General features: G+C 67.0%; 11 protein-coding genes and 5 pseudogenes. 10 read left to right on the top strand and 6 right to left on the bottom strand.

What is annotated here, in order from left to right; translation table 11 throughout:
- The first annotated feature begins 167 nt into the window (after positions 1-167).
- Positions 168-1,336, top strand: a pseudogene (locus ACFXC1_RS49985) (IS3 family transposase).
- A gap of 241 nt (positions 1,337-1,577) precedes the next feature.
- Positions 1,578-2,045 carry a DUF5959 family protein gene (locus tag ACFXC1_RS49990; protein WP_381256831.1) on the top strand — a complete coding sequence of 156 codons (468 nt, stop codon included), beginning with the start codon at positions 1,578-1,580 and terminating at the stop codon, positions 2,043-2,045.
- Positions 2,046-2,060: 15 nt separating this feature from the next.
- Here ACFXC1_RS49990 and ACFXC1_RS49995 read toward each other — a convergent pair.
- A pseudogene (locus tag ACFXC1_RS49995) lies at positions 2,061-2,241 on the bottom strand (IS5/IS1182 family transposase); the annotation flags it as partial.
- Positions 2,242-2,341: 100 nt separating this feature from the next.
- Here ACFXC1_RS49995 and ACFXC1_RS50000 point away from each other — a divergent pair.
- The 3 genes and pseudogenes from ACFXC1_RS50000 to ACFXC1_RS50010 form a co-directional block, all read left to right on the top strand.
- Complete coding sequence (locus ACFXC1_RS50000) at positions 2,342-2,920, top strand: Uma2 family endonuclease (protein ID WP_381256834.1); 579 nt, start codon at positions 2,342-2,344, stop codon at positions 2,918-2,920.
- On the top strand, positions 2,917-3,141 hold the full coding sequence (locus ACFXC1_RS50005; protein ID WP_328675082.1) for a helix-turn-helix domain-containing protein: 225 nt from the start codon (positions 2,917-2,919) through the stop codon (positions 3,139-3,141). Before ACFXC1_RS50000 ends, ACFXC1_RS50005 begins: the two co-directional genes overlap by 4 nt.
- Before the next feature lie 154 nt (positions 3,142-3,295).
- Positions 3,296-3,484: pseudogene (locus tag ACFXC1_RS50010) on the top strand (ATP-binding protein); the annotation flags it as partial.
- Between the two features lie 61 nt (positions 3,485-3,545).
- On the opposite strand, the gene ACFXC1_RS50015 reads toward ACFXC1_RS50010, so the two are convergent.
- The 4 genes and pseudogenes from ACFXC1_RS50015 to ACFXC1_RS50035 form a co-directional block, all read right to left on the bottom strand.
- The gene (locus ACFXC1_RS50015; RefSeq protein WP_381256837.1) at positions 3,546-3,920 is read right to left on the bottom strand and encodes a hypothetical protein; all 375 of its coding nucleotides are present in this window, start codon (positions 3,918-3,920) and stop codon (positions 3,546-3,548) included.
- Positions 3,921-3,959: 39 nt separating this feature from the next.
- Positions 3,960-4,394, bottom strand: a pseudogene (locus tag ACFXC1_RS50020) (ATP-binding protein); the annotation flags it as partial.
- Positions 4,395-4,667: 273 nt separating this feature from the next.
- Positions 4,668-5,117, bottom strand: coding sequence for a hypothetical protein (locus ACFXC1_RS50030; protein ID WP_381256839.1), 450 nt, complete (start codon positions 5,115-5,117; stop codon positions 4,668-4,670).
- 302 nt (positions 5,118-5,419) lie between these two features.
- Positions 5,420-6,679, bottom strand: coding sequence for an AlbA family DNA-binding domain-containing protein (locus tag ACFXC1_RS50035; RefSeq protein ID WP_381256842.1), 1,260 nt, complete (start codon positions 6,677-6,679; stop codon positions 5,420-5,422).
- Positions 6,680-7,290: 611 nt separating this feature from the next.
- On the opposite strand from ACFXC1_RS50035, the gene ACFXC1_RS50040 reads away from it, so the two are divergent.
- The 4 genes from ACFXC1_RS50040 (at position 7,291) to ACFXC1_RS50055 (ending at position 12,657) form a co-directional block, all read left to right on the top strand.
- Positions 7,291-9,033 (top strand): endo-1,4-beta-xylanase, encoded by a 1,743-nt coding sequence (locus ACFXC1_RS50040; RefSeq protein ID WP_381256902.1) that lies wholly within the window; start codon positions 7,291-7,293, stop codon positions 9,031-9,033.
- 566 nt (positions 9,034-9,599) lie between these two features.
- The gene (locus ACFXC1_RS50045) at positions 9,600-10,763 is read left to right on the top strand and encodes a hypothetical protein (RefSeq protein WP_381256845.1); all 1,164 of its coding nucleotides are present in this window, start codon (positions 9,600-9,602) and stop codon (positions 10,761-10,763) included.
- 55 nt (positions 10,764-10,818) lie between these two features.
- Positions 10,819-12,111, top strand: a complete 1,293-nt coding sequence (locus ACFXC1_RS50050) for a NucA/NucB deoxyribonuclease domain-containing protein (RefSeq protein ID WP_381256848.1) — start codon at positions 10,819-10,821, stop codon at positions 12,109-12,111.
- Positions 12,112-12,129: 18 nt separating this feature from the next.
- Positions 12,130-12,657: a hypothetical protein gene (locus ACFXC1_RS50055; RefSeq protein WP_381256851.1), complete on the top strand. Its 528-nt coding sequence runs from the start codon at positions 12,130-12,132 to the stop codon at positions 12,655-12,657.
- A gap of 9 nt (positions 12,658-12,666) precedes the next feature.
- Here the strand turns inward: ACFXC1_RS50055 and ACFXC1_RS50060 are convergent.
- Positions 12,667-12,801 (bottom strand): annotated as a pseudogene (locus ACFXC1_RS50060) (IS5/IS1182 family transposase); the annotation flags it as partial.
- Between the two features lie 206 nt (positions 12,802-13,007).
- On the opposite strand from ACFXC1_RS50060, the gene ACFXC1_RS50065 reads away from it, so the two are divergent.
- A complete protein-coding gene (locus tag ACFXC1_RS50065; RefSeq protein ID WP_381256854.1) occupies positions 13,008-14,966 on the top strand; it encodes a beta-propeller fold lactonase family protein in 1,959 nt (652 codons plus the stop codon).
- Positions 14,967-15,103 lie beyond the last annotated feature (137 nt).

A 15,103-nucleotide genomic window follows, 5' to 3' on the forward strand; every position in this document is an offset into this window, starting at 1 on the left:
GCGAGGATGACGGTCAGCTGGGTGCTCTTGTTCTCCCAGAGAGTCTGCAGGTACTCCAGGGAGTTCTTGGTCAGGCCCTGGGCTTCGTCGCAGACTGGGCTTGATTCGCTTTGACGGACATCCGAGATCAGGGGTTCTGCCCCGGGAGGATGTCCATCATGGAGAGCATGGGGAAGAAGAAGCCTCGGCCTCGCCGTTCGTTCACGCCTGAGTTCAAGGCCGAGATCGTCGAGTTGTGCCGGCGTGGTGACCGCTCGGTCGGTCAGATCGCCAGGGACTTCGATCTGACCGAGACCGCGGTGCGGCTGTGGGTCAGCCAGGCCGAGACGGATGCAGGCGAACGCGATGGCCTGACCAGCAGTGAACGTGAGGAACTTGCCGCGTTGCGACGGGAGAACCGCCGACTGCGCGAGGACGTCGACATCCTCAAGCGGGCCACGGCTTTCTTCGCGAAGGAGACCCGGTGACGGTGCACCCGTTCATCGAGGCGGAGAAGCGAGACGGTCACAACGTCAAGCGCGTGTGTGAACTGCTGCAGGTCTCCCGAACCGCCTTCTATGCCCGCCGCACCGGCAAGCCCGGTCCGCGAGCGGTCCGTGACGCCGAGCTGACCGAGCGAATCACCGAGGCCCACGCAAAGTCCCGCGGCACCTACGGCGCCCCACGCATCCACGCCGTACTCAAACGCGAGGGCGCTGTCTGCGGACGCCGTCGCGTCGCCAGACTGATGCGGGCGGCCGGCCTGGAAGGCCGGCACCGCAGACGCCGACACCTGACAACAGTCCCCGACCCGCGGGCCGCGTCCCGGCCCGACCTCCTCGTCCGAGACTTCGCACCCGACCCGGACGCCCTCGACACCCGCTGGTGCGGCGACATCACCTACGTGCCGACCGAGGAGGGCTGGCTCTATCTGGCCACCGTCATCGACATCGCCTCCCGCCGGGTAGTCGGCTGGGCGACGGCCGACCACCTGCGGACCGAACTGGTCGCCGACGCCCTCACGGCGGCTTGCCGACAGCGTCGTCCCGGCCACCCGGTGATCTTTCACTCGGATCGCGGCTGCCAGTACACAAGCCGTGAACTCACTTCCCTGGCAGCCGAGTTGAACGTCCATCTCTCCGTCGGACGCACCGGGCAGTGCTGGGACAACGCACTCGCCGAGTCGTTCTTCGCCACCATCAAACGGGAATTGCTCGACACGAGGACCTGGCCCAGCCGGGCCGCCGCCCGCACCGCGATCTTCGACTTCATCGAGGGCTGGTACAACTTGCACCGACTGCACAGCAGCCTCGGCTACCGCAGTCCAGCCGAATACGAGACCGCACTTGCGGCCTGACCACCACACCGTTGGTGTCCGTCAAAGCGGAACAAGCTCACATCGACCGGTCCCCTGGCAAGCAAGAGGACTTCCATCCGACCGGTCACCGATCCAGAACCGGTCACCCACGTCGGGACATTGACGGGTACGCGTGACAGCCGCATGCCCCGGAGCTGGTCCGTCGTTCAGAACTCCCAACGGAATACCGACTGGGGCCAGTTCGCAGCTCGTGCGAACGTTATGGGTATCGGGAGGACACGTGGATGAGGACGACGGGGTGGACCTGATCCACTTGGCCGACCCGGACAGCAGCGTTCGGGTGCGCGTGCTGGGACGGAAGAGGCCCGGGGACACGCCGTACAACGACTACCTCGATGCCGAGCTCGTCATCACGAGCGCCTTCGCCAGCGGACGCCTTGGTCTGTGCTTGTCACCCGAAGCCTTGGATGACTGGTCATCGTCCCTGGCCGAGCTCTCCGACAGGGAGAGCATCCGCTGGACGGCCACGGGCGAGATCGAGATCCGGATTGAGGTCGACAGGCAATTCTCGGTGCCCCGTCCCATCATCACGGTCGACGACAGTGGCAAGTCCGGTGTTTCGGTCCGCGTCGTCCTGGACCCGGGCAACGGCTGGGTGGACGAACTGCGTGGGCAGCTCGTTCGGGTCCGGCAGATGTGGCCGAACGAGGTGGTGACGACGCCTCGGCCAAGGACCTACTGGCAATGAGTGTAGGCGCCGCCGGCAGATGAGTGCGCATCCGAGGGTGAGGAAGGCCTCGTGGATGGCGTCACGTATCTCCCAGCGGAACCGCAGGCGGCGGAACCAGTACAGGTGGGCGAACACGCGTTCCACGACCCAGCATTGGGTGCCCCCGGCGGGAGCCGTGCTCGGTGCCGCGCCGGGCGATCACCGGTTTCACGCCGAGACCCCGGACCAGCTGACGGTACTTGTCGGGCGCGCCTGGCGGATCGGGGTGGTCGCACCTCGCATGTCATGATGATTTCGTCATATACGGTGGGGGTGTGACGGAGCAGAGCGTCTACGGGCATCTTCGTGAGTTCCGTGAGGCCTTCGACAAGCCTGAGCCGCTGGCCTGGCCGGAGATCAGCCACGGCCAGCTGCTGCTGATGATGAGCCCGAAGAAGCAGCATCAGCTCGTTGCCCACCGCCTGCGCACCCAGCTGGAGCCCCAACTGGGTACTGACCTGGTCCTCATGCCCGCAACCGACATGGAGGATGCGGCACTGGGCATCCTGCGGGTCCCCGACCTCGTCGTGATCGACGAGGAAGAGGCCACAGCCGAGAGCGATGCCATCGACCCGCGCCGCTGCCACCTGGTGATCGAGATCGTCTCCCGGTCCAACCCGGGCAACGACTACGAGGGCAAGCTGCGCGACTATCTGGCCATGGGAGTGCCGCACTACCTGATCGTCGACCCCCGGGACGGGACCGCCGTCCACCACTGGGCGCCGACACGCCGCACTGGCGAACCCACGTACGACAACAGGCAGCACTACACCTTCGGAGACACCGTCACCGTCACCGGCTGGAAGATCGACACTGCTGCTCTGCCCCGCTACAGCGCGGACACCGGACGGTGAACGACACCGCCGGCCTGGTGCGGTCCTGGCGCCGGCAGCGAGGCATGTCCCAGACACGCCTGGCCGAACTCGCCGGGACCGGACAGGCCGCGATCTCACGCATCGAATCCGGGCGGGACCTGCCCACCCTGGCACTCCTGGACCGCATTGCCTCGGCACTGGACTGCCGGCTGACGGTCACCTTCACGTCCGGCTCGGGGCAGACCCCGCCCTCGTCCTGACCGGATGATCAAAAGAGGAGGACAAGCGCGGACGCGGCTCTTGCCACCCGCTCAGGCGTCGCGCAACGCGTGGCTGCGCACCTCCGAGGCCGGAACGTGCTGAGGGGGGTGTACCGGACCGGGCTGCGCCGCAGTCCTTGTCGTACATGTACGGGTGCGAGGTGCCCCGCTGGTTTCCGGGGTCTTCGTGACCGTCACGGTGGGCGTGATCGATGAGTTCAGCTCCCTCGAACTCGACCGCCGCGGGGCGGAAATGCTCTTCCACGTTCTCACTGAGCGTGAGGAGAAGAGCAGTATCGCGATCGCCTCCAACGAGGCGTTCACCGGCTGGAGCAGGACCTTCTGTCGACGACGGCGTAATTCCCCGGGCTCTGTTCACGTAATTCCCCAGGTGCCGCCCCTCTTCAGCGGTCGATCGACCACGCAGTGAGAGGCGGCGGGGCGCCCGTGGTCAGGATGTGTTCGACGACCTGAAGTGCGTCCGCCAGGGGCAGTGTGTCCTCATTCGGATACTCGTCGTGTTGTCCGTTCTCCAGGATGAATCCGTCGCTGGAGCCACTGGCTCCTGGGTCCATTGCGTGTTCGCCGGGATCGTCCTCGTCGTCAAGCAGCATCACCATGGCCCGCTCGGTGTTGCTGATGAAGGCCAGCGACCGGCCGGACGCACTGGTCAGCCATGTTTCAAGCTGTCCGGTGCTGATCCGCTCCCGCAGCACTGCAAGCACCGCTGCGGCTGAAGCTGGCGCGGTGCCATCACTGAGGACCCAGGGCTCGATCATGTGGGCGACCCTCTCACGCTGGAGTGCGAGAAGGCCGTTCTAGCTGGTCGGCGGCTTATCGGTCGGGTTCTTGGGGCGCTTGTTGGGCCGGTAGCTGGGGCCGTTCATGATGACCTGGTGACTGGCGTTGATCAGCCGGTCCAGGAGTGACTCGGCGACGACGGGGTTGGGGAAGAGCGGATACCAGTCGCTGGGCGCCCGGTTGCTGGTGATGATCACGGACCGGCCCTGCCGCTCGGAGATGAGTTCGTAGAGGTCGTCGGCCTGCGAGGCAGTCATCTGACGCATGGCGAAGTCGTCGAGGATCAGCAGGTCGGGGCGGACGATCTCGCGCATGCGCCGGTCCCAGGTGCGGTCCGCGTGGCCGCCGGCGAGCTCGGCCAGGATCCTGCTGGTCTTGGCGAAGCGAACGTTGGCGCCCTGGCGGATGGCGAGGTGTCCGAGGGCCTGCGCGACGTGTGTCTCTCCGACGCCGGTCGTTATCTGGGGATCAAGTTCTTGATTCGGGCGATCGCCCTGGTAATGACGTCGAAGACATAGAAGCAAGGGCAGGTGGCTGCACGAGCGGTCTCCGGCCCCACCCTGGTGTCGACCGTGGGTCAAACCTCGATGCGCCGTTGCCACCAGGGCAGGTGCTGTGGAGCGAATGGATCGTTGACGGTGCGCTTTAGAACGCGTGCGTCGATCGGCGCCAACGCAGCCTGTAGTTCCCTTCGAGCGCGGGGACGGATGTTGCAACTGGCAACTTCAAGTAGCGTGCGGATGTGCCCGGTGGCGACGTCGGAGTATCCGTAGTGCCACCACTTCCGCGCCCTCGAACTCGCCAATGCCATCGACGTCGACATCAACTTCGACCTCGACCACCTCGCCCGCGACATTGCGGGCGACCAGGCCCTGATGCTGGCCCACAGCCTCGCGTCGGGTGTCGACGCCGTCCTGGCCGACGACCTCGACCAGGTCCGCACCCGTGACCGCGACCGGCTCCGCGATCTTCTGCGTGCACGCACCCGCGGCCGGGATCTCGCCCACACTCACACGCGCGCCATCGCCGCCATGCTCGGCCTCGCCACCGCTGCCGGCCTTTCTGACGCACTCCTCTCCGGCGTGCTGGACGACTTCACCGACGACGACCTGAGCGAGATCGAACTCACGGAAACCGATCTGGTCGGCATCCTCTGGTCGGCGGACGGTACCCACTGGCCCCGCGGCACAGATATGGAGGAACTACGGGCAAGGTCCCAGGAAACGTCTCCCGACTCCGGTGTCTATGTCGTGACCGTGCCACCCCCCAGGATTGGTGCCCGGCAGTGAAGACGCGGCCCAGGCGGCCGACTCGCCCTCCTGTCTGAGATACCTCACGACCAGCGTATGGAGGGGGTCTGACAATGGGCCGTCCCTTCTGCCGCCGTCGTGACGGGTTGCCGGGCTGAGCCAGAGGGGCAAGCGTGGGTCGGCCGCACCGAATGGGCCGACGCGTGCCGTCGCCGGTGCGGCGGCTCTCAGAACGTTGTGACGGTCGGCGCCTGCCGGAATCCGGCGGCGATCTCATGGTGGCGTGCGGGCACCGTGTTCGGGCCGACGCGGACGTAGAACTCCGCGCGCTGTCCTTCACGGTAGGCGTACATCTGGCCCCCGCCGGAGACTTCGATGACGAGGACCTTCTTGCCGTCGTGGTCGATCAGGCGTGACTTGTACGGCGGCGCTGGTTCCACGCTGTCCCGGATCATGCCGACGACCTGGAGTTCCTGCTTGTCGACGGTCGGCTTCTCCGGCAGGCCCACGATCTGCAGGTCGTCGCGGACGCCGATCAGGACGGTGCCGCCGTCCTGCGATGCGAAGGCGGCGATGGTCTTGAGCATCTTCTTCCGTGATTCGCCCTCCGGAACCTCCCGCTTGCACTCCAGGTACTTTCCCTCTCCGTTCGCCAGAAGAAGCTCCAGCTCGGGGCCGGGCTGCTCCCAGAGGACCGAGGCGTCGCGGGCACGCCCGTACGTGAGAGCCGGGAAGCTGCGCCAGTCCAGCGACTGGTCCTCGTGGCGGAGCATCAGCAGGCTGTCGTGCGCGAGTCCGTTGGGCAGCGCGAAGCGGTAGGTGCCGGCGCCGTCGACGGACTGGCGCTCGCTGTCCGCCGCCCCGCTCAGCTCCAGTACCGCGCCGTCCAGTGCCTCGCCGTCGACGACGGCCGTCAGTAGGTCGGGCCCGATGGTGATCTGTGAAAGCCAGCCCGCACGCTGCGGCAGGACGATGCGCCACAGGTCCGAGCGGCCCGCGTTGCTGTCGTGGGGGCGCTGGTACAGGAAGGCGCTGAGGGCCTGGTCGAAGTTCAGGAAAGAGGGACCGTCCCCGACCAGCAGGTCGTATCCGGGCTGGGGCGTGTTGGAGTCCCGGTTGATGGTCCACTCGGTGCGCGGCCACGGTGTGGTGACCCGGCCCCACTCTTCTTGGCCGCGCAGCCGAGAGCTGGAGGCGCTGGAGGTCGGTGGGCCGGGTGCGACGACCTGGAGGCCGTGGATGTCCTGTTCGTCGCCCCGCAGCAGCGCGGCGACCGTCGGGCCGGGCAGGCGCAGTTCCAGGAAGCTCGCCGTGCTGTAGCGCCAGACTCGCTCCGTCAAGGGAGCTTCGTCCTCGAAGGTGACCTGGCCGTGGTGCAGTTGCCACTGTTGTTCGTCCGCGACTAGTGCCAGTCGGACGTTCACGGCAGCACGCTCGCCAAGCATCGCCACCAGTACGGCTGTCTCCGTCTGTCCGCTGTGCGCCATGACCGACTCCCCTCCCCCAGTAACGTGTGAACCGAATCAGACGCATCGTCACGGCCCATGCTCCCGAGCAGGCTACGCGGGTGTTCCATTCCGTCGGTTCACCCCCGCGTCGGCGGGAGCACCCCTTCTTGCGAGGCGGACGACGTCCTGCGGTCGGTGCACCCCCGCCAACACGGGCAATCCACCGGGACAGTGTCGTTCCATTATGTCCCGCAACGGGACAGCTTTTCCTCTTTTGTTTCGGCACTTCAGTTGGCCAGCCCCGTGCCCACGTCCGCAGCGGCCATGAGGGCGCGCCTCTGGTCGCCGCCCTGGCCGTGGCTCGTCTCAGGAGGGGTAGGCCCGCAGACCGCAGGGCCTGGCGAGAGAGGTGACCGCGCCGACTACTTCCGTGCAAGGCCCTTCGGGGAGGTACCGGCCTGGTTCCGCCGGGTCCCAGAGTCGCAGGGCCGTGCGAATGCTCCGCGGGGACCTCGCTGGACCGTGTACACACCCCGACCGACGTGCCTGCATGGGTGGCCGCACCACTGCGCGGCGTACCTCACGCGTGATGAACTGTGGCCCGGCTTCGAGAAGTTGATCTCGTCTCGAACAACAGAGTGGGAGGGACCGTGAACCTTGGTGGGGGGACGCGGCAGCGACTGACCGCCGTGGTGCTCGTCATGGCGGTGGCGGCCGGGTGTACGGGGCAGGGCGAAGGCGCGGGCGGCGGAAACGGCGAAGACCTGCTGCGGAACCACGACTGGACGCAGATGCCGGGCACCACCGCGCGGAACGGCATCCTGCGGGTCAGCGCATTGGATCGGCACATCGTGGAGCAGGACTCCTCCGGCGGCCAGCCCAACCCCCCGCTGAACCTGGCCGGCCCGCATCTCAGGTCCGATGGCGACTTCACGGTCACCGCGCGCATGTCCGGTGTGGGTGACGATGCCGGCGGCTCATGGCTGCGGCTGTACGGACGGGTACCAGTCATCTACGACGAGTGGCGGCAGGAGCGGCAGTCACTCCGCGTCGGCGTGACCGCTGACGGAAACGTGAAGGTGCAGATATGGGACGGCGAGGGCGATGAGCCGGCCACCTCCAAGGATTTCGACTGCGGCTGTTCCGGGACGGTGACGCTTGCCGTGTCGAGCATCGGTGACACATTCCGCGTACAAGCCGACGGGCGGCGGCTGGGAACAGTGCAGGACCCGGGGGTGTTCGCCGAGGGCACTGTCTGGTTCGGTCTGGAGGCGGACGCGGGCGAAGACAAGCGCCGCGAGGGATGGCGTCTGACGCAGCTGATCGCGCGGGCAGAGAGCGGTGACTCGCTCCGCGTGATCAAGGCGCCGCACCTACGCCAGAAGCAGTCCGACGACTCGCTGCGTGCGCGGGCCGCAGACGTGGGGCGGCCGTTCGACATCGGCGCCGCCCTGGCCGAGAATCCGCTGCTTACCGACTCACGCTACCGGGCGCTCGCGGGGAGCCAGTTCTCTATGCTCACTCCGGAGAACGCGTTCAAGCCACAGTTCCTCCACCCACGCCGGGGCGTCTACGACTTCCGCGACGCGGACCTCCTCGTACGCTTCGCCCGCGCAAACGATATGAAGGTGCACGCGCACACTCTCGTCTGGCACGAGGCTCTGCCCAACTGGATGCGGGAGAACGACGACCCCGCGGAGGTGCGCCGCACCATGCTCCGGCACATCGCCATGGTCGCCGGACACTTCAAGGGAAAAGTCGCGGAATGGGATGTGGTCAACGAACCCATGTCCGACGACGAGAAGAGCTACACCAACGGGGATCTCGGTCTGCGCTCCGAGCAGAGCCCGTGGTTCGAGGCCATGGGCGAGGAGTACATCGACGAGGCGTTCAGGGCCGCCCACCGGGCCGATCCGAAGGCACGGCTGTTCCTCAACGAGTACGGGGCAGAGGAGGACGGCGAGCGGTGGGACGCCCTCTACGATCTGGTCAAGCGGCTCAAGGAACGCGGCGTACCGATCGACGGCGTGGGTTTCCAGAACCATGAGTACGCACCCGGCGACCGCACCGACCCGGAGACCTTCCGCAGCCATGTGCGGGATCTGGCGGAACTCGGGGTTCAGGCGCGGGTGTCGGAGATGGACGTCCCCATAGGTAAGGACGAGGAGGACGGGCGGCAGACCCAGGCCGATGAGATGGCGGGCAAGCTGCGGGTCTGCCTGGAGGAGCCGAACTGCACATCGTTCTCCACATGGGGATTCACCGACCGGTACGGTTCCACCGCCGACACCAAGATCTATCCTCCGCGCACGGCCGATTCCCTGCCGTGGGACGCGGCCCTGCGGCCGAAGCCGGCGTACGAGCGCCTGCTCGAGGCCTTTGACGAGGCGTGACGAATCAAGGTGCGATCTCTCGGTGTGGTGTCGATGGCAGTGAGAGTCAAAGGGCCTCCGGCTCCGTCCATGTTCACTACACCCGCCTCTCACGCACTCGGCCGCCTGCGCGTCTGGCCGGGCCGGGAAATGATCGAGTGCCTGCGCACCGTTGGTCGACCTGGTGCCGATGAGTCGACAACCAGTCCGGGCTTCATGGCCGTCTCGACCTCCGGAGCTCAAACATCCGCCCCATGCGGAGACTTGAACCTGTTCATTCTCTATGGGTTTGCTGTGCGACTGTGATGCGCATCATGCGTGCATTCGGCCAACTGATCCGATAACCGTTCAACTCGGCGGAAGTTCGACGATAGGTCCCCTGTGACCATTCTTGATCGTTTACAGGGGGGACCTTGTCGCGTTCGCGCGCGAGATTTTTGGCCTCGGCAAGCGCCGGGGTCGCCGCACTCACTGTCCTCAGCACCGCCCCACAAGCGCACGCTTCCGCTCCCGCGGAGGCGTGCAGCCTCCTCTGCAACGCCCGCCTCACGTACTGGGGAATGACGTGCGGCCAGCCCGGGGAGCAATTGATCGGCAGCTTCGCCACATGGCGCAACGTGCCGATCACCTTCGATCAGGTCGATACCGGATCGGCCACCGTGCAGGTCGGCAACTACCTCCGCGTCAGCCCGAACACCTCCGGCAGTCCGCTGGCCGCTCCCAACATCGAGATCGGCCTCTACGCGGAGAAGACCGGGAGGACCACGCACACCTACGGGCCGCGCTGGACGGAAATGACCACGAGCGGCGGGCGAACGACCGCCATACGGGCCGGGGTCAACCCGACGAAGGCCGACAAGCGCAACCACACCTACATGACGGTCCGCCAGGACAGCGGCAACCAGTGGGACGTTCTCTACGACTTCAACAAAGTCGGCTCCACCACCAAGCAGCTCAAGGTGGTGGGCGGCAACACCAACCGTGTCGACGTCGGCCTTGAGGTATCGGGACCGAAGTACGTCGATGTCCCCTCCATCGCCGACCGGATGCAGTTCATGACCGGCAACAAGGTGTGGCAACAGGTGGCAACCGGCAATGTAGCCAAATCGGTCACGCTCCCCGCGTGCAGCACGACCCACAAGCCGCCGAGCTGCTTCACCACGAAGCTGACCGACAGCAGCAAGTTCACCCAGTGGACGGTGAGCAAGCCCCGCAGACAGGCCGCCGCCCTGGCATCCCCACCCAGCACGCCGGCCACCCGGGCGAACCCTTCCGGCACACTCCCGCCCGATCTGCCCGCCACGTTCAACGGCGTGGACCAGGGCGCCCTGGAGTCCTGCCTGAAGAGCGACTCCGATGACTGCCTGGCCGCCGTGCCCGGCCTGTCGCAGTGCGTGGTCACCGTGCGGGTCTGCAACGCCGCCGCGCTCGCTGCCGGCGGCCAGGGTGAAGACCCTGCAGCTGATGCGGACGTGTCTGCCGCCGACATCCGGGCCCGGGCTGCCGCGGCCTTCGACGTTTCGGGCGACGACGTCGCCGTAGAACCGCCCGCTCCCTCCCCGGCCGGACTGACAGCCGCTCCACGCGCGGTCTCCGGCGGCGGTGGCGACGTCTGGACGGTCTCCTCCTCCAGCTCCACTCCTGGACTGCAACACGGCGATCACCGTTTCGCGGGATTCACCGCCCGCTACAGCCCGCACACCGGCGCGCTGGTGGACGCGTGCTGGGGCGAACTCTGCGACGTTCCGTGATCGCCACGAGCCGCAGGTGCCCTGGAACTTCCCCCCACCCGCAAGGAGTCCGCTGGTGAACGTACGCACCACCCTCATTTGTCTGGCCCGCGGAACCACCACCGCCACAGCCGTGGCAGTTCTCATGGCCACAGCCACGTCAGCCGGCCATGCCGCACCCGCAGGAAACGACCCGGGCCCCGAGGCGGCTACCAGGTTCGTCGATGCCGCGTCCCTGCCCGCAGAGGACCTGAAAGGTCTGGGCAAGCCCCTCCCGTACGCCCAGTACGCCCGGTCCCACGACGCGAAGTCCGCATCGCTGACAGCCGCCCCCGTAACCGCTCCTGACGACGAGCAGGACCTGCGCCAGGAATGCGCGGCGCACGCGGCGCAGGCCAAAACGGCAGCCGGGTGGATCAAGTCACGGTTCGAGAGCTGCCAGAAGCGCCCCTTCGACCTGGTCCTGCGTGACGTCAGGGGCACCACCAGCCTGGGCCGCCTCAAGTTCGACCAGTGGGTTCTCGGCTTCGTATACGACGGCAGCCGGCGCGTCGACTACCTCGCCAGCAGCGAGGACATCATCGTCCAGCCACTCCCCACCGAGGACGCCACGAAGTGGCGGCTGGGCCAGCACTTCCGCCAGAGCATCAACGCCTCCACGAGCGACCCGGACCCCCAGGTCACCGCGCCGCAGACCACCGACCGCGACGAACTGCTCGGCGTCTGGGACAGTCAGCCGCACTGGAACCTCTCCTACACGTCCCCCGACAAGGGCCCCCTGTACGACCAGGGCAACCAGCAAAAGGTCTTCTCGACCGTGTCGATGGATCTCAGCGCCAGCTCCCCCAACGCCGCGCCCTTCACCGAAGGCGGCAGCATCTACACCTCCAGCGTCCGCTACGACTACGCCGGGAAGGTCGCCGGCAAGTTCCAGGGCACCGTCTTCACCCAGGCCCGGGTGGAACTCGTGCTGAGCCAGAAGGATCCGGCGGTCAACGAGAGCGCGCTGCACATCTACGACGCCCTCAACCGGCCGGAGCGCACCTTCCCCTCGTGGCCGGGCAAGACTGTTCCGGGTGCGAAGGAGCCCCTGCACAGGATGGTCGACAAGGAGAAGCAGAAGAAGAACCGCGCCCGATCGATCAAGGAATGCGAGAAGGTGTGGGGGGACTACACCGGAACGGATCTTCAATGCGACGAGTATCCGTTCGCCTCCACCAAGGAGGGCTCGACCAAGGGTGACAACCGCTCCTCCGTCCGGCTGATCGACGGCACCGACAACGGGAACGGCGGCCGCAGGCTCGACGAGATGTACACCCTCAACCGGATCATCGACGGCGACGCCTTCTACATGAAGATCACCGACTAGCAGAAGGGCAGCGGCATCATGGCGCTCCTGGCCGAATACAGGTGCAAGGCCACACCCGGCCGCCGCGTCGTGGAGATCTACGACGCGGACGCCTACCTCAGTGACGACGACGCCATGGCCGCCGCCCGCACCCAGGTGGTAGCCGGCAACGGCTACCACCTGTACATCCAAAGCCTGCAGCCCGACATCGACGTCGAGGTCACCATCCGGCTCTGGGACAGCCCACCCTCTCCTCCCACCGACGCCGAGGGCTCGGTTCCCGTCACCATCGAGTCGGAGACCGCGATTCTCGTCGTGAACCAAATCGAATACGGACCCGCCGGGGAAATGTCCCTGCCCCGCTCAGGTGTCTACACCGGACACGCCTGGTGGGAAAACCGCCAGGCGACCGGGGACTACTACCAGACCACCCTCGACCGCCCCACCGACGACACCTTCGAGGACGACCTCACCGAGGCATGGAACAACCCCCCAGTGACCGAGCGCTACGTCCTGGATCTCGCCTACAGCCGAGCTTCGGAACCCGGCGACGACGAAGAGCTGTAAGACGTCATTTCAGTTGGTGAGTCTCCGGTGGCATATGAGGGTCGCGGCGATGGCGGTGAAGGCGAGGAAATGCTCCGGCTTTCGCTCGTAGCGGCGGTGGAGACGTCGGCAGCCGGACAGCCAGGACTCGGTCCGTTCCACGACACCCTGTGCCGGTGCTACCTCGGCCGGGGGTGCGTTATTCGACCATCGGTCCGCGCACCGGAAGTCGCATTCTGGTCGGCCTGCCTGCGCAGAAACGAGGGTGCTGGGTGGGGTGTTGAGGCTGTGGCCTAACCTTCGCTCACCGGCTACAGGGCCGGTACCGGCCGCACACAGCGGCCGGACGTCGTTGGGGGGGTCACATCACCGTGCGTATTCGCACACTTCCGGCTGCCGTCGCGACGGCAGCCCTCTTCAGCTCCGCGGTGCTGGCGACAGCCGGCCCGGCGGCCGCCGACACCAGCGTGCCGATCAGCGTCGGCACCGTGAACGACACCGTCGTCGACGGCGCCCACCAGCACCTCTACATCAGCGGCGACAGTACGATCTCCGTCGTCGGCTACGACGGCAAGGTGCTCAGCAAGCTCTCCGGCCTGCCCCAGGTGTCCGATCTCCAGCTGAGCCCGGACGGCAGCACCCTGTACGCCGCGGTCACCGGAGCGGACAAGATCGTCGCGTTCGACACCGCGACGCTCACCCAGACCGCCGAGTACCCGACCGGCGCCGGCACGGCGCCGCGCCACATCGCCCTCGCCGAGGGCCGGATCTGGTTCGGCTACGGCGACCAGTGGGACTCCGGGCTCGGCGAGGTCGACCTGACCGCCGACCCGGCCACCGTCTCCCTCGACCTCGCCGGCGCCCACGACTTCGCCAGCACGCCGATGCTGTACGCCGACCCGGCGAACCCGGACACGCTGGTCGCCCTGGACGGAGGCATCAGCACCGGGCCGATCGTCGTCTACGACGTGTCGTCGGGCACCCCGGTCATCCGCGTCACCGCGAACGAGGGCGGCTTCTACCGGGACGCCGCGCTCACACCGGACGGACAGTCCATCCTCGTGGTCGGGCAGGGGCACCAGGCGGTCGTCGAATACCGGCTCTCCGACCTCCGGGAGGTACACGAGTACCCGGTCAACAGCGAGTCGGAGACCGTCAGCATCGCCCCGGACGGCACGGTCGCTGCGACCTCGCTCGACACCGAGAACACCGGTGACACCTACGTCTTCCCCGGCGGCGCCGACGCCCCGGCCAGTGTCCGCAACCTTTCGGACGCGTGGATGACCTGGAGCGGGCACTCGACGGCCTGGTCGGCGGACGGCACGAAGCTGTTCGTGCTGACCGGGTCGTCCGGCGCCATGCAACTGCAGACCGTCACCGAACCGCGCAAGTACGTCTCGAAGCTGACCGTCGACGCCCCGGCCACCGGCACGCGCGGCAAGACGCTCACCGTCAAGGGCACCCTCACGACCGGTCTGCAGCTACCCGCCGGAACACCGCTGAACGTCACGCGCACCGACCTGCTGTCCCCCTCGGGCAAGTCACTGGGCACTAGGACGCTGGGCGCGAACGGCACCTTCTCCTTCACCGACGCGCCGCCCGCCGGCAGCAAGGTGCGCTACACAGTGACCTACGCCGGCGACGCCGCGCACACCCCGGCCTCCGCCTCGGACACCGTCACCGTCTCCCGCGCCACGCCCGCCCTGACGCTCACCAACAACAAGAAGACGTACACCTACGGCAAGAACGTCGTCTTCACCGCGCACCTCGGCACCACCTACAGCAACCGCACGGTCGAGATCTGGGCCGACCCCTACGGCGGCGACAAGCCGAACAAGCTCCTCAAGACCGGCAAGACCGACGCACACGGCAACCTGTCCGCCACCGTCACCATGTCCCGCGACACCGCCGTGACCGCGGTCTTCAAGGGCGACGCCCGCTACGCCGGCCGCACCGTCAAGTCCGCCGCCTACGCGCACGTGAAAACCGCCAGCTCACTGTCCAAGTACTACCGCACAGCAACGATCGGCTCGACCCGCTACCGCTACTACCACAAGAACACCGACGCCGTCCTGACCACCACGATGACCTACTACCAGGGCCGCAAGGAGCGCCTGGACCTCCAGGTCTACTCAGGCGGCACGTGGCACACCACGGACTCGGAATACTTCTCCCTCGGCACCAACGGCAAGTCCGTAGTCAACCTCGGACACCCCGGGACCTCGGGCATACGCGCCCGGGTCCGCACCTCCTACATCGACCCCTCCTCGGGCGACAGCGTCAACACCACCACATACGGCACCTGGAACTACCTCTACTTCAGCAACTGACCAAACCCGACAGGGGATGACGGCGGGGGGGCGCCGCGCGCCCCCCCCCCCCCGCCCCCCCCCCCCGGCCCGCCGGGAAAACCGCGGGGGGGTGGAATAGACATTAATAATATGACGCGGGGGTTTTGTGGGGGTGG

Source organism: Streptomyces hokutonensis (genome assembly GCF_042751305.1).
GTDB lineage: Bacteria > Actinomycetota > Actinomycetes > Streptomycetales > Streptomycetaceae > Streptomyces > Streptomyces hokutonensis_A.